Here is an 18,897-nt window from a genome sequence, read left to right on the forward strand (position 1 = left end):
TTACGTCCGCTGTGCGTAGGAACCGGGGCTAGAACTTCAGCCCGGCTTCACGGGCGGCGTCAGCCAGAGCGGCAATCCGCCCGGCGTACTGGTTACCACCGCGGTCAAACACGACGGCCTCGACGCCTGCGGCCTTGGCACGCTCGGCGACCAGGGCGCCGACCTGCTTGGCCTGGCTGCTCTTGTCGCCCTCGCCACCACGGATGGAGACGTCCAGGGTCGACGCCGACGCGAGCGTGTGGCCCGCGATGTCGTCGATGATCTGGGCGACCATGTGGCGGTTGGAGCGGGTCACGACCAGGCGCGGACGCTCCGGCGAACCGGAGATGTGCTTGCGGACGCGGATGTGGCGCCGCTTGCGAGCCGCGCGCTTGTACGCGTCGCCCTTGGCGATCTTCACGCCGTATGCCATGGCTACTTACCAGCCTTTCCGACCTTGCGGCGGATGACCTCGCCGGCGTACTTGACGCCCTTGGCCTTGTACGGGTCAGGCTTCCGCAGCTTGCGGATCTTGGCCGCGGTCTCGCCGACCTTCTGCTTGTCGATGCCCTCGACGGTGAACTTCGTGGGGGTCTCCACCTTGAAGGTGATGCCCTCCGGGGCCTCGATCAGGATCGGGTGGCTGTAGCCCAGGGCGAACTCCAGGTTGGAGCCCTTCGCCTGGACGCGGTAACCGACACCACTGATCTCGAGCGCCTTGATGTATCCCTGGGTCACACCGGTGATCATGTTCGCCACCAGCGTGCGGGACAGGCCGTGAAGGGCCTTGTTCTGACGCTCGTCGTTCGGGCGGACGACGTTCAGGACGCCGTCCTCACCCTTGGTGACCTCGATCGGCGACGCGACGGTGTGCGTGAGGGTGCCCTTGGGGCCCTTCACTGCGACCGTGCGGCCATCGATGGTGACGTCCACACCGGCGGGAACCTGGATGGGGAGCTTGCCGATTCGCGACATGAGCTATTCCTCCGTTCCCGACTACCAGACGTAGGCGAGGACTTCCCCACCTACGCCCTTCTTCTGAGCCTGCTGGCCGGTCAGGAGACCGTGGGACGTGGAGATGATCGCCACGCCCAGGCCGCCGAGGACCTTCGGCAGGTTGGTGGACTTTGCGTAGACACGCAGACCCGGCTTCGAAATCCGCTTGATGCCGGCGATCGAGCGCTCGCGGTTCGGGCCGAACTTCAGCTCGAGGACGAGGTTCTTGCCGACCTCGGCGTCCTCGACCTTCCAGCCGGTGATGAAGCCCTCCTGCTGGAGGATCTCCGCGATGTGCGACTTGATCTTGCTGTGCGGCATCACGACGTCGTCGTGGTACGCCGAGTTCGCGTTGCGCAGACGCGTGAGCATGTCTGCGATGGGATCAGTCATGGTCATGAGTTGGCCTTCGGCCTCTCTCGCCGGGGTTTCCTGTATGCGCCATCCCTCTCCCCGCTCAGAGGCGGGACGGGTGCGGTGCGGGGACCTACGGCGTAGTAAGTCGGTCATGGGCGGCAGGCGCCCAACCCTGCAAGCCTACGGCATGCGGGGCCGGGCTCCTGCCGACCAGATGCTTACCGAGAGTCTCCGGTGATTCCCAACGCCCAAAGGGCGAAGGAGAATTACCAGGAGCTCTTGGTCACGCCCGGCAGCTCGCCACGGTGAGCCATCTCACGAAGGCACACGCGGCACAGGCCGAACTTGCGGTAGACGGAGTGGGGCCGGCCGCAGCGCTGGCACCGGGTGTAACCCCGGACGCCGAACTTCGGCTTACGGGCGGCCTTAGCGATCAGAGCCTTCTTCGCCACGGTCAGTTCTCCTTGAACGGGAAGCCGAGGTGACGAAGGAGGGCACGACCCTCGTCGTCATTGGTCGCCGTGGTAACCACGGTGATGTCCATGCCCCGGACCCGGTCGATCTTGTCCTGGTCGATCTCGTGGAACATGACCTGCTCCGTGAGACCGAAGGTGTAGTTGCCACGGCCGTCGAACTGCTTGGGCGACAGGCCGCGGAAGTCACGGATACGCGGCAGCGCGAGCGACAGCGTACGGTCCAGGAACTCCCACATGCGGTCACCGCGGAGGGTGACGTGGCAGCCGATCGGCTGCCCCTCGCGCAGCTTGAACTGCGCGATCGACTTGCGGGCCTTGGTGACGGCCGGCTTCTGACCGGTGATCGTGGTGAGGTCCTTGACGGCACCGTCGATCAGCTTGGAGTCGCGGGCGGCGTCGCCCACACCCATGTTGACCACGATCTTGACCAGACCGGGAATCTGCATGACGTTCTCGTAGGAGAACTCCTCACGCAGCTTGCCGGCGATTTCCTCGCGGTAGCGCGTCTTGAGACGCGGCGCGGTGGTGGTAGTCATCAGATGTCCTCACCGGTGCGCTTGGCAACACGGATCTTGTTGCCCTCGTCGTCAAAGCGGTAGCCGACGCGAGTAACGACCTTGTTGCCGTCCTTCTCAACAACCAGCTGCACGTTGCTGACGTGGATCGGGGCCTCGGTCGTCACAATGCCACCGGTCTGCGAACCGCGAGCGGTCTGGCCGGCCTTGGTGTGCTTCTTGACCCGGTTGACACCCTCGACGAGGACGCGGTCCTGAGCGGGGTAGGCCACGATGACCTTGCCCTGCTTGCCCTTGTCCTTACCGGTGATGACCTGAACCAGGTCGCCCTTCTTGATCTTCATGCTTACAGCACCTCCGGCGCGAGCGAGATGATCTTCATGAACTTCTTCTCGCGCAGCTCACGGCCCACCGGGCCGAAGATACGGGTGCCGCGGGGGTCGCCGTCGTTCTTCAGAATGACGGCGGCGTTCTCGTCGAAGCGGATGTACGAGCCATCCTGGCGACGACGCTCCTTGACGGTGCGAACGATGACCGCCTTGACGACGTCACCCTTCTTCACGTTGCCACCGGGGATCGCGTCCTTGACGGTGGCGACGATGACGTCACCGATGCCCGCGTAGCGGCGACCCGAGCCACCGAGAACACGGATGGTGAGAATTTCCTTCGCACCCGTGTTGTCGGCGACGCGCAGTCGCGACTCCTGCTGGATCACGTCTATCTCCTGATCGTCTGCCGGTTCCCGGCAGGGGCCCCGCTAACGGGAGCCCCTGCCGAGCCTGGCGGAACTGACCTGAGGGGAAGTCCCCTCAGGAATTACTTGGCCTTCTCGAGGATCTCGACGATGCGCCACCGCTTCGTGGCGGACAGCGGCCGGGTCTCCATCAGGAGGACGCGGTCGCCGACGCCGGCGGCGTTCTGCTCGTCGTGGGCCTTGAGCTTGTTCGTACGGCGGATGACCTTGCCGTACAGCGCGTGCTTCACGCGGTCCTCGACGGCGACGACGACGGTCTTGTCCATCTTGTCGCTGACGACGAGGCCCTCGCGGGTCTTGCGGAAGCCGCGGTCGGCGGTCTTGCTCTCAGTCACAGTCTTCTCGCTCATCAGACGCTCTCCACCGTCTCGATACCGAGCTCGCGCTCGCGCATCAGGGTGTAGATCCGGGCGATGTCCTTACGGACGGACTTGAGCCGACCGTGGTTCTCGAGCTGCCCGGTCGCCGCCTGGAAGCGGAGGTTGAACAGCTCTTCCTTGGCCTCGCGGAGCTTGTTGAGGAGCTCCTCGTTGCCCAGCTCGCGCAGCTCGGACGCCTTGGTACCGGCCGACATCACGCTTCACCTGCCTCGCGCTTGACGATCCGGCACTTCATCGGCAGCTTGTGGGCTGCGCGAGTAAGCGCCTCACGGGCGATCTTCTCGTTGGGGTACGACAGCTCGAACATGACGCGTCCGGGCTTGACGTTGGCGATCCACCACTCCGGCGAACCCTTACCGGAACCCATGCGGGTCTCGGCAGGCTTCTTGGTGAGGGGACGGTCCGGGTAGATGTTGATCCAGACCTTGCCGCCACGCTTGATGTGACGCGTCATGGCGATACGAGCGGACTCGATCTGACGGTTCGTCACGTACGCCGGGGTCAGCGCCTGGATGCCGTACTCGCCGAACGCAACCTGCGTGCCACCCTTGGACATGCCGCTGCGCTTCGGGTGGTGCTGCTTGCGGTGCTTGACCCTACGGGGGATCAGCATTTCGGTCAGGCCTCCGTTCCGGTGCTCTCAGCAGCCGGAGCAGCGGCGGGCGCCTCGGCCTTGGGGGCCTCGGCGGCCGGAGCCGACTGCTGCGGCTTGCGGCCGCGGCCGCCACGCTCGCCACCACGGCCACCGCGGCCGGCCGGGCGGTCAGCGCCGCCACGGGCCGGGCGGTTGCCCGCACGGGCAGCAGCGTTCTCGGCGCGGACCTCGGCGATGTTCTTGACGTCGCCCTTGTAGATCCAGACCTTCACGCCGATGCGGCCGAAGGTCGTCTTGGCCTCGAAGAAGCCGTAGTCGACGTTCGCGCGGAGCGTGTGCAGGGGCACACGGCCCTCGCGGTAGAACTCCGAGCGGGACATCTCGGCGCCGCCGAGGCGACCGCCGCACTGGACCTTGATGCCCTTGGCGCCGGCCTTCATCGTGCTCTGCATGCTCTTGCGCATGGCACGACGGAAGGAGACGCGGGAGGAGAGCTGCTCGGCGACGGCCTGGGCCACCAGCTGAGCGTCCACCTCGGGGTTCTTGACCTCGAGGATGTTCAGCTGGACCTGCTTGCCGGTCAGCTTCTCCAGCTCGCCGCGGATGCGGTCGGCCTCGGCGCCGCGGCGGCCGATGACGATGCCCGGGCGAGCGGTGTGGATGTCGACGCGGACGCGGTCGCGGGTGCGCTCGATCTCAACCTTCGAGATACCGGCGCGCTCCATGCCCTTCGTCATCATGCGACGAATGGCGACGTCTTCCTTGACGTAGTCCTTGTACAGCTTGTCGGCGTACCAGCGGGACTTGAAGTCCGTGGTGATGCCGAGCCGGAACCCGTGCGGGTTTACCTTCTGGCCCATTACCGGGTTCCTTCCTTGCTGCTGACGACCACGGTGATGTGGCTGGTCCGCTTACGGATCCGGTAGGCACGGCCCTGGGCACGCGGACGGAACCGCTTCAGGGTCGGGCCCTCATCCACGTACGCCTCGCTGATGACCAGCGAAGAGGCGTCGGTGTGGTCGTAGTTGTGTGCGGCGTTGGCAATGGCGCTGTCCAGCACCTTGCCGACCGGCACGCTCGCGGCCTGCGGGGCGAAACGCAGGACCGCCTGAGCCTCCGTGGCATCCATGCCACGGATGAGGTCCACCACGCGGCGGGCCTTCATGGGCGTGACGCGGATGTACCGCGCCTGGGCCCTGGCTTCCATGGTTGTCCCTTCGGTGTAAGTCATAGTCAGTCACCCCGCGTTAGCGGCGCTTCGACTTCCGGTCGTCCTTGACGTGGCCGCGGAAGGTGCGAGTCGGCGAGAACTCGCCGAGCTTGTGGCCGACCATCGACTCGGTGACGAACACCGGGACGTGGATCTTGCCGTTGTGCACCGCGATGGTGTGACCCAGCATGGCCGGGACGATCATCGAGCGACGGGACCAGGTCTTGATGACGTTCTTGGTGCCGGCCTCGTTCTGTACGTCCACCTTCTTGGCGAGGTGGCCGTCGACGAAGGGCCCCTTCTTGAGACTGCGCGGCATCTAAACCCGCTCCTAGCGCTTCTTGTTCGTCTTGCGGCGGCGGACGATGTACTTGTTCGACGCCTTCTTGGGCGAACGAGTACGACCTTCCTTCTTACCCCACGGCGAAACCGGGTGACGGCCACCGGAGGTCTTACCCTCACCACCACCGTGCGGGTGGTCGACCGGGTTCATCACGACACCACGGACGGTCGGGCGGACGCCCTTCCACCGCATACGGCCGGCCTTGCCCCAGTTGATGTTCGACTGCTCGGCGTTGCCGACCTCGCCGATGGTGGCGCGGCAGCGGGCGTCGACCAGGCGGATCTCACCCGACGGCATACGAAGGTGGGCCATGGTGCCCTCCTTCGCCAGCAGCTGCACGGAGGCACCCGCGGAGCGGGCGAACTTCGCGCCGCCGCCGGGCCGCAGCTCGATGGCGTGGATGGTCGTACCGACCGGGATGTTGCGCAGCGCCAGGTTGTTGCCGGGCTTGATGTCGGCGGCCGGGCCGTTCTCGACACGGTCGCCCTGCGTCAGGCCACGCGGCGCGATGATGTAGCGCTTCTCGCCGTCCGCGTAGTGCAGGAGCGCGATGCGCGCGGTGCGGTTGGGGTCGTACTCGATGTGCGCGACCTTGGCCGGCACGCCGTCCTTGTCGTGACGACGGAAGTCGATCACGCGGTAGGCGCGCTTGTGGCCACCACCCTGGTGGCGAACGGTCACACGACCGGTGTTGTTACGGCCGCCCTTGTTGTGCAGGGGGCGGACCAGCGACTTCTCCGGCGTGGACCGCGTGATCTCGACAAAGTCGGCGACGCTGGAGCCACGACGGCCCGGGGTCGTCGGCTTGTACTTGCGGATACCCATTTCTCAGTCCTCGTCCGATTCCGGACGACTCGGCCTCACTAGGAGGTCGGGCCGCCGAAGATGTCGATACGGTCGCCCTCAGCGAGGGTCACGATGGCGCGCTTCGTGTCGGCGCGCTTGCCGAAACCGGTGCGGGTGCGCTTGCGCTTGCCCTGGCGGTTGATCGTGTTGACCCCGGTGACCTTGACCGAGAAGACCGCCTCGACGGCCTGCTTGATCTGGGTCTTGTTGGAGCCCGGCGCGACGATGAACGTGTACTTGTTCTCGTCGAGCAGCGCGTAGCTCTTCTCCGAGACAACCGGCTTGACGAGAACGTCGCGCGGGTCGTCGTAGGTCTTGCTGGTAACGGTCGCCTCGCTCATCAGGCGTCGCTCCCTTCGGTCTCAGCGGTCTGGGGGCCAGACACGAAGGACTCGAAGGCGGCCTGGGTGAAGACCACGTCGTCAGAGACGATCACGTCGTACGTGTTCAGCTGGCCCGGCTCCAGGATGTGCACCTGGGGCAGGTTGCGTGCGGAGAGCCACGCGGCCTCGTCGGCGCGGTCGACGACCAGGAGCACGTTCTTGCGCTCCGAGATCTTGCCGAACAGCGTCTTGGCGGCCTTCGTGGAGACTCCACCCTCGACCACGCCGGTGACGACGTGGATACGGGAGTGACGCGCCCGGTCGGAGAGGGCACCGCGGAGGGCGGCGGCCTTCATCTTCTTCGGGGTGCGCTGCGAGTAGTCACGCGGCTGCGGGCCGTGGACGACGCCACCGCCGACGAACTGCGGCGCACGGGTCGAACCCTGGCGCGCGCGGCCGGTGCCCTTCTGGCGGTAAGGCTTGCGCCCACCACCGCGGACCTCGCCGCGACGCTTGGTCTTGTGCGTGCCCTGACGGGCAGCTGCCAGCTGCGCGACAACGACCTGGTGGATCAGCGGAACGCTGGTCTTCGCGTCGAAGATCTCCGCGGGGAGCTCGACGGTACCGGCCTTGTCGCCTGCCGGCGAAAGGATGTCAATGGTGCTCATTACCTCAAGCCCCCTTGGCCGCGGTACGGACCAGGACGAGGCCGCCGTTCGGACCGGGGACCGCGCCCTTGATGAGGAGCAGACCCTTCTCCGCGTCAACCGCGTGGATGGTCAGGTTCTGGGTGGTGACGCGCTCGTTACCCATGCGACCGGCCATGCGCATGCCCTTGAAGACACGCCCAGGGGTGGCGCAGCCACCGATCGAACCGGGGGAACGGTGCTTGCGCTGCACGCCGTGACCGGCGCCGAGGCCCCGGAAGTTGTGACGCTTCATGACACCGGCGAAGCCCTTGCCCTTGCTCTTGCCCGTGACGTCAACCTTGACGCCGGACTCGAACACCTCGGCATTGATCTCCTGGCCGAGCGTGTACTCGCTCGCGTCAGGGGTACGGATCTCCACCAGGTGGCGGCGCGGGGTGACGTCGGCCTTGGCGAAGTGACCCTTGAGGGGCTTGTTCACCTTGCGCGGGTCGATCTCGCCGAAGGCGATCTGCACCGACTCGTAGCCGTCGCTGTCGTTCGTACGGACCTGCGTCACGACGCACGGACCGGCCTTGACGACGGTCACCGGGACAACCCGGTTGTTCTCGTCCCAGACCTGGGTCATACCGAGCTTCTCGCCCAGGACGCCCTTGATGTTCTTGCTCATCTCGGCCCGTCCCCTCAGAGCTTGATCTCGATGTCGACGCCGGCCGGCAGGTCGAGACGCATCAGCGAGTCAACCGTCTTCGGCGTGGGGTCGAGGATGTCGATGAGGCGCTTGTGCGTGCGCATCTCGAAGTGCTCGCGAGAGTCCTTGTACTTGTGCGGCGACTTGATGACGCAGTACACGTTCTTCTCAGTGGGCAGCGGCACCGGGCCCGCGACCGACGCACCAGTGCGGGTCACCGTCTCGACGATCTTCTTCGCCGAGGAGTCGATGACCTCGTGGTCGTAGGCCTTGAGCCGGATGCGGATCTTCTGTCCCGCCATGGCTACTAGTAGTCCTGTCTCTCGTTTAACGCTCTGGAACCCGGGGTTCTGGTATCCCCCACCTCCGACCCACGCGGTCGGGCGTGTCGCATCCCCTCTACGCAGAAGTCCCGAAGGATTTCCCAACCAAGGGGGTGCGGGCCGAAGACCACGCTGCCGGGGGTGAAACCCCACCGGGCGCCTGGCCGGTGCCCCACTTACGCTTCCCGGAAGATTCCCGTACGTCCGGCCCGCATGGGGCCGACGAGTACTGTGGGACTCGCTTCCGGTCCTCCCGGCGGGAGGCGCGCAGCATTGACACTCAACCGAGCAACCTGGCTAGTGTGCCATACGGGCTGCGAGCCTGGCCAATCGGGCCGGGGATCTTACCCCGGCCGAGTGGCTGGTCAAACGCAGGCGCGCATCGGGGGGTCTGCGGAGCCGTACGGGTCGACGCGGATCACCAGGTCCGGCGGGTCGTGCTTCTCGACCAGGTCACGCCGCCCGCCCGCCGGTCGAGCCGGCGTCCGAGTGTCACCCCGGATAGACGCGTACCGAGGGACAGCTGCTCGGAACGTCCCCGGGCAGGCCCCGCCGCTCGACCGATCCGTCGATCAGTCCGACCAGAAAGGCGACGGCTCCGCCGGGGAACTCCCACCAGTCGTCGTTCCTGCTGTTCACGACGACCGGCCAGGAATCGGGGTCGGAACCCGCGACCCTCCAATAGAACACGTCGCCGGAGAGGGACTCACTCCAGGGAAGCAGCCCGTTGGGCGCCGGATAGGCCGTATACCCTTCCGCCATGTCGTCGTCCTCCAGATCCCGCAGGATTTCAAGTTCCTGACGGATTCCGTCGACAAAGGCAGACTCGGCACCGGGTCGAGGCAACGGCACACGCAGGAACCCGTCGAACTCCAGTGTCGGGTAGCGACGGGCCAGCTCCTTGAAGTCCGTCGGCAGGTCGGAGCCCAGCGCGGAGGTGACGGCGGCGAAATCGATGCGGCGTGACGCCTCGGAGCGGAACGGCACCATGGCGGGAGCAACGTCTTCCAGAGCTGTCACGTTCAACATGTCGTCTGCCAATCAGAGCTGTTCTGGACCGTCACATCGAAGAGACGCCCGTTCTTCGTGTATGCCGTCATCCGGATACTTTCCGGTATCGCACTGTTTCCAGCACCATAGTTGAGCTGACCGGAATAGAAGACGGGATTGTTCGCCCTCAGCTGCTTCGCCATCTTGTTCTCGCAGCGCTTCATTCCGCTCTTGTTCATCCGGTCGTACCCGGTGAACAGATTCTCGGTCCGCCATTCACCGTGGAACATGTCTCCGATGATGTGCGTGCGATTGTAGATCGGCTTACCCGCGGCATCCACGTTGTTGCCCTCCGGGAACCCGGAGACGGAGACGGCGGCGCCGTCGTCACGCTTGCTCCCCTTGGGCTTGAGGTCGGCCGGGCAGATGAGGCCGGTCGCTCCGTCCGGGCGGCCGTTCCGCAGGGGCTGGTAGTTGTACCGCTCCGCGCGTGAGGTGTCGCAAGGATCGTCGCGGGTGTCCGTGCCACTGCCGCCACCGGGGGCCCCGGCCGGATCAGGGGCCAGCAGTCCATCGGCGAACTCCTGGCCGCCCGCGCGCGGGAAGGACTTGAAGTATCCGCGCAGCTCCTCCTGGGTCACTTCCAGTTCGGCCTGGGACCGGGTCATCGAGTTGTCGACGAACGCCTGGTGCTCGGCGTCCGTGTCCTTGCTGCTCGTCGGCCTGGCCTGGACCACGCGCAGGACGGCCTTGATCATCTGGGCCCACGGCGGCGGCGGGGGCGGCGGGGGCGGGCCCGGGGGACGGGGTGCCTGCGGCCGTCCGGGCGAACGGTACGGGGTGTAGGAGGGGTAGTAGGAGGGATGGCCGCCCACGTGTGACCGGGACCCGGCGTGGCTCCGGGCGGCCGCCGCCTGTGCCGCCGCCTGGGCGGCGATGGCGTTCGCGGTGGACGACATCGAGTTGCCGAAGATGTTGGTGTACGAGGTCGCCGCCGAGCTGCTGCTGGAGTGCGACCACGGCCACGAGAAGGACGGCCACGAGATGTGCACCGGGTGCTGCCGGTAGTACTCGGAGATGGACGATCCCAGGTACCCGGCCAGCAGGGTGCCCAAGGCCGCCTCGCCGATGCACAGGTCCTCGAGGCAGTGCCCGCTCGGGTCCGTGTTCAGCAGCGGGCTGCCGGCCCCGTACGCGTAACGGTTGGCCTGCCCGGACGGCGCCGGGTTCAGGGTCCAGGAGTCGCGGGAGGAGAAGCCGCCGGTGGACGGGTCGTACCAGCGGGCGTGCATGTCCACCTGCCCGGAATCCGGGTCGGTGTATTCGCCCTGGTAGCCCAGGGAGCCCGTCCCGCCCGCCGTCCGGGCGGTGACCTGGCCGAACGGCGAGTAAGCGGAGGAGCCCGCGAGCTCACCGGTGGCCGGTGCGAAGCGGCCGGTCACATCGCCGTGCTGGTCGGACAGGACGGCCGAGGCGTTGCTGCCGTCCGGGTCCGCGGTGGCCAGCGCGTCCCCTTCGGGATCCCGGAAGACCAGCGAGCCGCCACCGCTGACCAGGTTGTTCGACTGGTCGGCGTAGCTGAAGGCGTCGTCCCCACGGCCCACCACGCGGCCGAGGCCGTCGTAGGTGTAGGCGGTGTCGTCGCTGGTGATCATGCGCCCCAGCGCGTCGAACGCCGCCGTGTGCGTGACGCCGCCCTCGGTGCTGCCGGTGCGGGTGCCGCGCGGTGAGTAGCTGTACGAGGTGTCCCCCGCGGTCAGCAGCCGGTTCCTGGCGTCGTACGTGGCCGTGACCGTACCGGCCTCGGTGCGGTTGCCGGCGGCGTCCCAGCCGTACGACGTCTTCGCGCCGTCGGCCGCGGTCCACGCGGTGAGCCGGCCCGCCCAGTCGTAGGCGTAGTCCTGCTCGCCGTCGCCCGCCGTACCGCTGGTCGTCTCCGACACCAGGCGGGACGCCTCGTCGTAGCCGTATCCGGTGGACGCGGTAGTCGCGCCGCCCGGGGCCTTGAGCGTGTCGGAGGTCAGCCGGTCCAGGGCGTCGTAGGAGAAGGACCGCTTGGCGCCCGACGCGCCGTAGCCGACCGAAGTCAGCCTGGAGGCGTTGTCGTACCCGTAGGTCAGGGGCGTCGCGGTCAGCGGATCGGCCGCCGAGGCGAGGCGCCCCGCCGTGTCGTAGCCGAAGACCGCGTGGCCCGCGGCGTCCGTGCGCCCGGTGAGGTGTCCCTCCTCGTCGTAGGCCAGGGTGGCCGTGCCCGAGGGGCCGGACGTGGTGAGCAGGTTGCCCCGGTCGTCGTAGGTGTAGCGGTCGGTCCCGCCCGGGGCGCTCACGGAGGTGAGGTTCCCGGCCGCGTCGTAGCCGTAGTGGTCGGCGGTGGTCGCCGCCTCGGCTCCGGACCCCGTGACCTCGGTGACGCGGCCCAGCGCGTCGAAGGTGCGCTTCTGCGTCACCCCGCCCGGCTGGCGCTCCTCGGCGGGCCGGCCCGCCGCGTCGTACACCGTGGTCCAGGTGCGGTCGGCCTCGGCCGGGTCGGCCGTGGTGGACGGCTCGACGATCGACTCCGGCTGACCGTGGCTGGTGAAGGTGGTCCAGGTGGTGTTTCCGCGTCCGTCGGTCAGCCGGGTCTGCTGACCGGCCGCGTCGTAGCCGAACGTGGTGGTGATGGACGTGTCGGCGTCGACGGGCTCGACCAGCTCGGTGAGCCGCCCCAGCGCGTCGTAGCTCTGCCGGACGGTGTGGTGCAGGGCGTCCGTGACGGCGACGGGGTTGCCGTCGGCGTCGTACGTCGAGCTGCGGGTGCTCAGCACCTTGCCCGTGGCGTCCTCGTCGGAGGCGGAGACGGCGCGCCCGGCCAGGTCGAATCCGGCGCGGGTGGTCCGGCCCTGCGGGGTCGTGGCCGACGTGGTGAGCCCGGTCGGCCCGTAGGTGTAGAGCGTCTTCTTCCCGGCGGCGTCCGTCTGCGAGACCGGCTCGCCGGCCGCGTTGTACTCGCTGCCTTCGGTGATCCCGGTGGGGCTCTTCGTGGCGACCAGGTTGCCGGCGTCGTCGTACGTCAGCGTGGTGGTGAAGGCGCCCGGAGCGGGTGTGCGCTCCAGCCGGGTCGAGGTGATCTGCCGCCCGAGGTCGTCGTAGGTGGCCTCGGAACGGGCGCCGGTGGGCCCGGTGACCGACAGCTGCTCGCCCAGGAGGTCGTTCGTCATGGTGGTGACGGGCAGGTCGGCGCCCTCGGCGGGGGCCGGCCGGGACACTCCGGCGAGGTGGCCGAGCTGGTCGTAGGTGTAGGTGGTGACCCCGCCCAGCTCGTCCGTCTCGGTGACCGGCCGCCCCGCGGAGTCGTAGGTGCGGGAGGTGCGGGTGACGAGCGGGGAGCCACCCGGCGGGGTGTAGCCGGGCAGGGTGGTGGCGGTCTCCCGGCCGAGTCCGTCGTACGTGGTGTGCGTGACGTTCCCGTCGGGGTCCTGCTGGTCCGCCGCGTCGCCGAAGGCGTTGTAGCCGGTGCGGGTGACCGGGCGGACGGTGCTCGCGCCGCCGTCGCGGGTCTCCGCGGTGACCGGGGGTGCCTTCGCCTCGATCTGGCGGCCGAGCGCGTCGTAGCCGTAGTCGGTGGTGTACGCGGCGGCGTCCGCGCCGGGTGCGTTGCCCCGCGCCGAGGTCTCGGACAGCACCAGGCCGCGGTCGTCCACGGTCCGGGTGGTGACCAGGTCGTCGTCGCCGTTCTCCACCGTCAGGCGGGTGGCCTCGCCGGTGATGTCCCGCTCGTAGGTGACCTTCTCGGCGCGGCTGCCGCCCGCTCCGGTGTGCGTCTCGGTGAGGACGGCGCCGGACGCGTCGAAGGTGTAGGCGGTGCGCCGCGCCAGGCCGGCCGGGTCGAGGACCTCGGCGGTGGTGCGGCCGGCCGCGTCCACCTCGTAGGCGGTGGTGACGGTGCCGTTGCCGGTGGTCTCGGAGGTGAGGTTGCCCGCGGCGTCGTACTTCTTCTCGCTCAGGACGAGGTCCCGGGTGGTACCGGCCGGGTCGTGGAACCCGGTCAGGATCTGCCGGGCCTCCAGCCCGTCGTCGTAGTAGGTGGTGCGGGTGGTGCGACCCATGGCGTCCGTGTGCTCGGCGAGCCGGCCCGCCGGGTCGTACGCGTAGGAGTCGATGACCTTGTCGACGGGGTCGGACGGGTTGTTCGGGTCGCCCTTCCAGTCCTTCAGGGTCACCTCGGCCACCGCGCCGAGCGCGGTGTAGGCGTACTCGTAGTTCTGGCCGTCGGCCGTGGTGCCGGCGACGCGGTGGCCGAACACGTCGTAGGTGCTGGTCTCGGTCGCCCCGGACGGGTCGGTCTCCGACTTCTGCCGCCCGTGCGTGTCGTAGCCGTGCTCGGTGGTGCGGGCCGGATCGCCGCCCACGGTGTCGGAGACCGACTCCGTGAGCACGTTGCCGTCGGCGTCGTAGGCGTACGTGGTCCTCGCCTGGTGCTGCTTGCCGGTGACCGCGTTGGTGACGGCGGGGTCGGTCACCGTGACCGGCCGGGATTCGCCGTCGTAGACGGTCGTCGTGGTGACGCCGTCGGGCTGGGCGTCGGACGTCTCCGTCTGGGCGGTCTCGCGGCCGAGCGCGTCGTAGGCGTACGCGGTGGCCGCGCCCGCCGGGTCGGTCACCTCGGCCAGGTCACCCGCCGCGGTATACGCCCGGCCGGTCACCCCGCCCCGGGGGTCCGTCGTGTCGGCGAGCAGGCCCGCCGGGACCTTGCCGCCGCCGACCGCGCTCTCGGTGCCGTCGGTGAAGGTGGAGGACTCGGTGCGGCCGGAGGGGAAGTCCGGGGTGGCCGGGGTGGTGGTGGAGACGCGGTCGCCGTGGGCGTCGTAGCCGTACGTCGTCTTGTACGTGTCGTCGGTCGCGCTCGCCGAGCGGGCGTCGCGGACGGCGGTGAGCTGGTCGTTGCGGGGGTCGAGCGGGTCGGAGGCGTTCAGGTAGTAGGCGTAGTACGCGGTGTGGCAGGTGGCCTCGGCGGCGGCATCGCGGCAGGTGGTCTGGGAGACCTTGTTGCCGCGGTCGTCGTTGCCGAAGCGGGTGACGGTGCCGTCGGGGCCGGTGGTGGCGGCCAGGAAGCCGCCGGTGTCGTAGGCGAAGGTGCCGGTGTGGCCCGCCGTGTCCTTCCGGCTGATGAGCCGGTTGCCCTGGAGCGGGTCGTACGTGTACGCGGACGTGCGCTTCCCGGGGTCGGTGACCGTGACGGTGAGGGTGGTGGTGCCGTCGACGGCGTCCTGGTCGTCGGTGGCGGGCTTGGCGTCGGTCCCGGTCGCCGCGAGGTCGGAGAGCGTGTAGTCGCCGCCGTTCGCGTCGGTGTAGGAGGACACCCGGTCGTGCACGGTGTCGTACGTGACCGCGGAGTGCACGCGTCCGCTGGGCAGGGTCACCCCGGTGAGCTGCTGGGCGACCTGGGCGGCGGCGTGGTGCTGGGCGATGGTGCTCGCGCCGAGGGGGCGGCTGTAGACGGCGGCCTCGTCGATGTCACCGGTGAGGTGTCCGATGGTGCCGGTGGTGGCGGCCCAGCCGTTCCAGTAGCCGGCGCCGAGGTAGACGAAGCGCTGGTCGTACTGGGTGATGTCGCCGCTGAGGCTCCCGGCCTTCTTGCCGTCGAGGTACAGCGTCTGGGTGTTGCCGGCGGCGGTGAGGGCCGCGTGGTGCCAGGTGCCGTCGTTGACGGTGGTGGCCGAGGTGATGGGCGCGGCCGTGCCGTTCCAGAACTCGCCGCGCAGCTTTCCGTCGGTGCCGACGTAGAGGGCGGGGGTGTTCTTGCCGGTGGTGGCCTCTTCGAGGGTGTGGTCCTGGTAGCTGAGCAGGACACCGCTGCCGGTGGTGCGGAACCACAGTTCGGCGGTGAGGTACGGGGTGTCGGAGATCAGCTGGTCCGGCAGCTGTACATAGGACGTGGTGCCGTTGAAGGTGGCGGCGGTGTCGGCGCTGCCCTTGAGCGCGCCGGCGGTGCCGAGCTGGACGTCCTGGTAGGTCGCGGCGTGCTCGTCGCGGTCGAGCGGGAGGTCGCTCGCGGCGTCGGTGGCGCCGTCCTTCTCGTCCAGGCGCCAGTAGGAGAACGGTCCGGCGTCGTGGACGACGGTGCGGTGGTGCGAGCCGTCGCCGTAGCTGTAGGCGGTGCAGTGCCCGGTGGTGTCCTCGGGGCCGCAGACCTGGGTCAGCCGGTCGCCGTCGTAGGTGTACGTCCAGGTCAGCGGGTCCGCGCCGGTCGCCGGGGCGTCGGTGGTGACCGTCTTGACGTGGCCGCCGGACCAGGTGAGGTGCAGGGCGCGTCCACCGGTCGCGGTGACGGTGGTCAGCTCGCCGGAGGTGTTGTACGTGAGGGTCTGGGCGCGGTCGCGGTAGTCGGTGACCCGGGTGAGGCGCCCGTCGCCGTCGAAGACGTACGAGGTCTGGTCCTTGTCGGTCAGCGTCCAGCCGCCTCCGGTGACCGAGGTGAGGGTGGAGAAGCTGCCGTACGGGGGTGCGTAGCTGCCGTCGGGGTTCTTGCCGAAGCGGACCTGGCGGCCCGTGGGCAGGGTGGCGACGACGTTGCCGGTGCCGTCCCCGTCGGGTGCGATCCGCATGTCGTAGCGGGTGGTCCAGCCGGCCCCGAAGGCGTTGTCGGAGCGCGGGTCGCGGCTGTTGTAGGTGCGGGCCACGGTCAGGCCGGGGCCGGTCGTAGCGACGGTGGCGTCGGTGTCGGTGGTCGTGTAGTTGCCGATGCCGGGGTCGACCTCGCGGCCGTCGCCGCCCGGTCCCTGGTCGCCGAGGTGCGAGGTGATCGCGGGCTGCTCGACGGCGGTGGTGAAGGTGTAGAAGGGGCTGAGCGCGGTCGCGAGGCCGTTCTCGCGGGCCTTGACGCGCCAGATGTACTGCTTGCCCCAGGTCAGCTTGGACGCGGGGACGTTCCAGGTCCGCTTGGTCTGCCAGCCGGAGTTGACGCAGCCGGTGGGCTTGTCCGCCGTGCCCGAGCAGACCTCGAAGTAGTGGTCGATCGCGGCGCCGGCCGGGTAGTGGTCGACGGTCTCGGTGTCCATGAACAGGGTCGGGGTGAGGCTGCCGACCTGTCCGCCGGGGTGCGGGTAGACGTCGGTGACCCGGGGGCCGATGTCCTGGGAGGTGACGGTGACGGTGGCGACGGGGACGCTCTCGCTGGAGAACCACTTCTGGTCGCGCAGCCGCTGTACGTCGAAGTTGACCTTGTACTTCCCCGGGGGAAGCGGGGGTATGCGGGCGCTCAGGGCCGCGTCGTCGCCCGGGGTCAGCCGCTCGTTGAGGCGGGTGAACGCCTCCTGGCCCATGAGGGCGCCGGTGCTGTAGTTGCGGACGCGGGTGCCGAGGCGGACCTCGTTCCAGCCCTGCGGCTCCCAGGTGAAGTCGCCGAGGTTCTTGACGGTGACGTCCACTTCACCGCTCTGGCCGCCGGTCAGCGGGGCGGTCTGCGACCCGACGGTGTACTGCGCGCCGTACGCGCTGTGGGTGACGCTGAGGTACGGCTTGTTGGCGGAGTTGGCGCTGCCGAAGCGCTTCCAGGGGCCGGAGCTGTCGAAGTCGGCCCAGATCGCCAGCCCGTTGTTGGTGATGGAGCCGTCCACCCAGCCCTGGACGAGGTCGACGCCCTTGTTACCGAGGTCGATGGTCCGCCACTTGGAGCCGCCGCAGTTCTCGCCGTACGCGAACGAGTCGGAGGCGACCAGGTGGTCCTGGCTCGGCGGGCGGTTGTTCCAGGTGACCGTGGTGGAACTCCACGAGCCGGTGACCTGGTTGACCGTCATCTTCTGGGCGCTGCAGCTGGAGGACCAGACGTTGAACAGGCCCAGGTCCGCGTTGAGGATGTACCGGTTCTTGAGCTTGCTGGTGACGTTGTTGAACCGCATGTAGCTGATGGCGCGGTTGGTGCCTCCGTCGTAGCTGCCGATCTTCAGCTCGTCGTCCCCGGCGAAGTTGCTGTCCGGCCAGGAGTCCTGGACGAAGGCGTCGCCGTTGCTGTCGATATCGTCCACGCTCGGGTCGACCTTGACCGGGTAGACGCGCTGCGGCGCGTCGAGCCACGCGTCGTCCAGCTCGACCTTCAGCGACCAGCGGCCGTCCTTCTCGGTGAGGGCGTAGTCGACGTCGCCGGAGAGGGCGGGGCCGCCGGTCTCCGCGTCGTGCGACGAGTCCTCCATCCAGCCCTTGGGGATGACGGCCTGGGCGGCGCCGTCGGCGTCCTTCAGGAGGACCGCGCCGTGCTCGTCCAGGGAGGGGGTGAGCCCGTCGAGGTCGAGCGGGAACGTCCAGACGTGCGGGGCGTCGGACGAGTCGAGGACGATGGTCTCCTTGACCGCGCCGTGCGTCGCCTGAAGGGTCACGTCCGCGCCCGGCCGGATTCCGGCGTAGTGCGCGGTGTCGCCGTGAACCTGCGCGGTGGTGTCCGACGCGCCGTCGAGCCCGAAGCCGACCGCGTGCTGCCCCTCGTCCAGCGTCAGCCGGGCCAGGGCCGGGTCGTCGCCCTGCGGGGCGAGGGTGAGTCCGGTGTCGTCGGAGGCGGCGGCGAGCCGGTCGCCGTCCGTCTTGGCGGCCTCGGGGGCGCCCTTGGCCTCGTCGGCCGGGACGAGCGAGGTGTCGATGTCCTGCCAGGTGCCGGAGGCGTCCTCGTAGTGCACGGGCTCGGTGTAGACGCGGGTGGTGCGGGTGCCGTCGGGGTTGCCGAACTCCTTGGAGTTGGAGGTCCGTTCGGCGGGTATCTCGACGCTCTCGTCCGGGTCGTAGCCGGTCGTGCCGTCCTCTTCGGTGGTCTCGGTGCCCGGTTCGAGGGCGGTCTGCGCCGCCTCCGGCTCGACCGGTGCGAACCCGTTGCCGCCGTCGTGCAGCGGCAGGGCGCCGTCGCCCGTCTCCAGGTCCGCCGGGTCGAGGTCGTTGCGGCCGGTGGCGTCGGTGCGGTCGGCGCCGACCTCGTGGTCGCGGCCCGCCGCGGTCCCGGTGCGCTGGGTGGGCGCCTCGGTGTCGGACCAGGGCGCCGCGGCGTCGGCGGCGCGCGCGAACGGCGTCAGGGCCGGGGGCGGCAGCAGGGTCGCGCCCAGTGCCAGGAGCACGCTGCCCGCCGTCAGGGCGGCGGCGCGCGAGGAGCGCCCCGCGAAGGCGTGCCGGAAGACCGCGTGCGGACGGGGGCGGGGGCGGCTGGGCACGGAACTCCTTCAAACCGAAGACCGACCGCCCACCCGTGGGGAGCGATCGGCCGGAAGCAGGGAGCCGGGCCCGAAGAAGATCACGAGACCTCGGCGGCGTACACGTTAAGTGATCAACGGACGCCCGAACCATGGCCATGACAACGGATTCATAACGACATGTCACCCCGAGTCCGTGTCACACGGAGTCTCCACGCCTCCTCCACAGGCTCAACTACCCATCCCTGCCTGCGACAAACGGTTTCAGCCAGCCCTGATGCACCGCCTCGCGCGGCCGTCCGACCGTGATCAAGTCGAGATGATCA

General features: G+C 68.9%; 20 protein-coding genes. All 20 read right to left on the reverse strand.

Going from position 1 to position 18,897, the window contains the following annotated elements:
- Window positions 1-28: 28 nt before the first annotated feature.
- On the reverse strand, window positions 29-412 hold the full coding sequence (gene rplR / locus ACIQZN_RS07910; RefSeq protein WP_018101217.1) for a 50S ribosomal protein L18: 384 nt from the start codon (window positions 410-412) through the stop codon (window positions 29-31).
- Window positions 413-414: 2 nt separating this feature from the next.
- Window positions 415-954, reverse strand: coding sequence for a 50S ribosomal protein L6 (gene rplF, locus ACIQZN_RS07915; RefSeq protein ID WP_164626016.1), 540 nt, complete (start codon window positions 952-954; stop codon window positions 415-417).
- A gap of 21 nt (window positions 955-975) precedes the next feature.
- Window positions 976-1,374, reverse strand: a complete 399-nt coding sequence (gene rpsH / locus ACIQZN_RS07920; protein ID WP_030977958.1) for a 30S ribosomal protein S8 — start codon at window positions 1,372-1,374, stop codon at window positions 976-978.
- 224 nt (window positions 1,375-1,598) lie between these two features.
- Window positions 1,599-1,784, reverse strand: coding sequence for a type Z 30S ribosomal protein S14 (locus ACIQZN_RS07925; protein WP_003948630.1), 186 nt, complete (start codon window positions 1,782-1,784; stop codon window positions 1,599-1,601).
- Window positions 1,785-1,786: 2 nt separating this feature from the next.
- A complete protein-coding gene (gene rplE, locus ACIQZN_RS07930; protein WP_018101220.1) occupies window positions 1,787-2,344 on the reverse strand; it encodes a 50S ribosomal protein L5 in 558 nt (185 codons plus the stop codon).
- A complete protein-coding gene (rplX, locus tag ACIQZN_RS07935; protein ID WP_003966949.1) occupies window positions 2,344-2,667 on the reverse strand; it encodes a 50S ribosomal protein L24 in 324 nt (107 codons plus the stop codon). Before rplX ends, rplE begins: the two co-directional genes overlap by 1 nt.
- 2 nt (window positions 2,668-2,669) lie before the next feature.
- A complete protein-coding gene (rplN, locus tag ACIQZN_RS07940) occupies window positions 2,670-3,038 on the reverse strand; it encodes a 50S ribosomal protein L14 (protein WP_003966950.1) in 369 nt (122 codons plus the stop codon).
- 101 nt (window positions 3,039-3,139) lie between these two features.
- Entirely contained in the window at window positions 3,140-3,427 is a 288-nt protein-coding gene (gene rpsQ / locus ACIQZN_RS07945; protein WP_403989429.1) for a 30S ribosomal protein S17, read from the reverse strand.
- Window positions 3,427-3,651, reverse strand: a complete 225-nt coding sequence (rpmC, locus tag ACIQZN_RS07950) for a 50S ribosomal protein L29 (protein WP_014047786.1) — start codon at window positions 3,649-3,651, stop codon at window positions 3,427-3,429. Before rpmC ends, rpsQ begins: the two co-directional genes overlap by 1 nt.
- Window positions 3,651-4,070 (reverse strand): 50S ribosomal protein L16, encoded by a 420-nt coding sequence (gene rplP, locus ACIQZN_RS07955; RefSeq protein ID WP_018101222.1) that lies wholly within the window; start codon window positions 4,068-4,070, stop codon window positions 3,651-3,653. Before rplP ends, rpmC begins: the two co-directional genes overlap by 1 nt.
- A gap of 5 nt (window positions 4,071-4,075) precedes the next feature.
- Complete coding sequence (gene rpsC, locus ACIQZN_RS07960; protein ID WP_018519293.1) at window positions 4,076-4,912, reverse strand: 30S ribosomal protein S3; 837 nt, start codon at window positions 4,910-4,912, stop codon at window positions 4,076-4,078.
- Complete coding sequence (rplV, locus tag ACIQZN_RS07965; RefSeq protein WP_004571827.1) at window positions 4,912-5,259, reverse strand: 50S ribosomal protein L22; 348 nt, start codon at window positions 5,257-5,259, stop codon at window positions 4,912-4,914. The genes rpsC and rplV overlap by 1 nt, the downstream gene beginning before the upstream one ends.
- 40 nt (window positions 5,260-5,299) lie before the next feature.
- Window positions 5,300-5,581, reverse strand: a complete 282-nt coding sequence (gene rpsS / locus ACIQZN_RS07970) for a 30S ribosomal protein S19 (protein WP_018101224.1) — start codon at window positions 5,579-5,581, stop codon at window positions 5,300-5,302.
- 12 nt (window positions 5,582-5,593) lie between these two features.
- Window positions 5,594-6,430 (reverse strand): 50S ribosomal protein L2, encoded by an 837-nt coding sequence (gene rplB / locus ACIQZN_RS07975; protein ID WP_073964434.1) that lies wholly within the window; start codon window positions 6,428-6,430, stop codon window positions 5,594-5,596.
- A 38-nt stretch (window positions 6,431-6,468) separates the two neighbouring features.
- A complete protein-coding gene (rplW, locus tag ACIQZN_RS07980) occupies window positions 6,469-6,792 on the reverse strand; it encodes a 50S ribosomal protein L23 (protein ID WP_111337412.1) in 324 nt (107 codons plus the stop codon).
- Window positions 6,792-7,442: a 50S ribosomal protein L4 gene (gene rplD, locus ACIQZN_RS07985; protein ID WP_403989433.1), complete on the reverse strand. Its 651-nt coding sequence runs from the start codon at window positions 7,440-7,442 to the stop codon at window positions 6,792-6,794. Before rplD ends, rplW begins: the two co-directional genes overlap by 1 nt.
- A gap of 4 nt (window positions 7,443-7,446) precedes the next feature.
- Window positions 7,447-8,091 (reverse strand): 50S ribosomal protein L3, encoded by a 645-nt coding sequence (gene rplC, locus ACIQZN_RS07990; RefSeq protein ID WP_018101228.1) that lies wholly within the window; start codon window positions 8,089-8,091, stop codon window positions 7,447-7,449.
- Window positions 8,092-8,105: 14 nt separating this feature from the next.
- The gene (gene rpsJ, locus ACIQZN_RS07995; protein WP_003948644.1) at window positions 8,106-8,414 is read right to left on the reverse strand and encodes a 30S ribosomal protein S10; all 309 of its coding nucleotides are present in this window, start codon (window positions 8,412-8,414) and stop codon (window positions 8,106-8,108) included.
- Window positions 8,415-8,927: 513 nt separating this feature from the next.
- The gene (locus ACIQZN_RS08000) at window positions 8,928-9,464 is read right to left on the reverse strand and encodes an SMI1/KNR4 family protein (protein WP_403989435.1); all 537 of its coding nucleotides are present in this window, start codon (window positions 9,462-9,464) and stop codon (window positions 8,928-8,930) included.
- A complete protein-coding gene (locus ACIQZN_RS08005; protein ID WP_403989437.1) occupies window positions 9,458-18,592 on the reverse strand; it encodes a DNRLRE domain-containing protein in 9,135 nt (3,044 codons plus the stop codon). Before ACIQZN_RS08005 ends, ACIQZN_RS08000 begins: the two co-directional genes overlap by 7 nt.
- Window positions 18,593-18,897: the final 305 nt, after the last annotated feature.

The sequence above is a fragment of the Streptomyces sp. NPDC097595 genome, from assembly GCF_044761525.1.
Taxonomy (GTDB): Bacteria; Actinomycetota; Actinomycetes; order Streptomycetales; family Streptomycetaceae; genus Streptomyces; species Streptomyces drozdowiczii_A.

What these genes read in the sequence shown, in the direction of transcription:
- rplR (WP_018101217.1), bottom strand. Translation starts at nt 412, where the DNA reads ATGGCATACGGCGTGAAGATCGCCAAGGGCGACGCGTACAAGCGCGCG.
- rplF (WP_164626016.1), bottom strand. Translation starts at nt 954, where the DNA reads ATGTCGCGAATCGGCAAGCTCCCCATCCAGGTTCCCGCCGGTGTGGAC.
- rpsH (WP_030977958.1), bottom strand. Translation starts at nt 1,374, where the DNA reads ATGACCATGACTGATCCCATCGCAGACATGCTCACGCGTCTGCGCAAC.
- rplE (WP_018101220.1), bottom strand. Translation starts at nt 2,344, where the DNA reads ATGACTACCACCACCGCGCCGCGTCTCAAGACGCGCTACCGCGAGGAA.
- rplX (WP_003966949.1), bottom strand. Translation starts at nt 2,667, where the DNA reads ATGAAGATCAAGAAGGGCGACCTGGTTCAGGTCATCACCGGTAAGGAC.
- rpsQ (WP_403989429.1), bottom strand. Translation starts at nt 3,427, where the DNA reads ATGAGCGAGAAGACTGTGACTGAGAGCAAGACCGCCGACCGCGGCTTC.
- rpmC (WP_014047786.1), bottom strand. Translation starts at nt 3,651, where the DNA reads ATGTCGGCCGGTACCAAGGCGTCCGAGCTGCGCGAGCTGGGCAACGAG.
- rplP (WP_018101222.1), bottom strand. Translation starts at nt 4,070, where the DNA reads ATGCTGATCCCCCGTAGGGTCAAGCACCGCAAGCAGCACCACCCGAAG.
- rpsC (WP_018519293.1), bottom strand. Translation starts at nt 4,912, where the DNA reads ATGGGCCAGAAGGTAAACCCGCACGGGTTCCGGCTCGGCATCACCACG.
- rplV (WP_004571827.1), bottom strand. Translation starts at nt 5,259, where the DNA reads ATGGAAGCCAGGGCCCAGGCGCGGTACATCCGCGTCACGCCCATGAAG.
- rpsS (WP_018101224.1), bottom strand. Translation starts at nt 5,581, where the DNA reads ATGCCGCGCAGTCTCAAGAAGGGGCCCTTCGTCGACGGCCACCTCGCC.
- rplB (WP_073964434.1), bottom strand. Translation starts at nt 6,430, where the DNA reads ATGGGTATCCGCAAGTACAAGCCGACGACCCCGGGCCGTCGTGGCTCC.
- rplW (WP_111337412.1), bottom strand. Translation starts at nt 6,792, where the DNA reads ATGAGCGAGGCGACCGTTACCAGCAAGACCTACGACGACCCGCGCGAC.
- rplD (WP_403989433.1), bottom strand. Translation starts at nt 7,442, where the DNA reads ATGAGCACCATTGACATCCTTTCGCCGGCAGGCGACAAGGCCGGTACC.
- rplC (WP_018101228.1), bottom strand. Translation starts at nt 8,091, where the DNA reads ATGAGCAAGAACATCAAGGGCGTCCTGGGCGAGAAGCTCGGTATGACC.
- rpsJ (WP_003948644.1), bottom strand. Translation starts at nt 8,414, where the DNA reads ATGGCGGGACAGAAGATCCGCATCCGGCTCAAGGCCTACGACCACGAG.
- ACIQZN_RS08000 (WP_403989435.1), bottom strand. Translation starts at nt 9,464, where the DNA reads ATGTTGAACGTGACAGCTCTGGAAGACGTTGCTCCCGCCATGGTGCCG.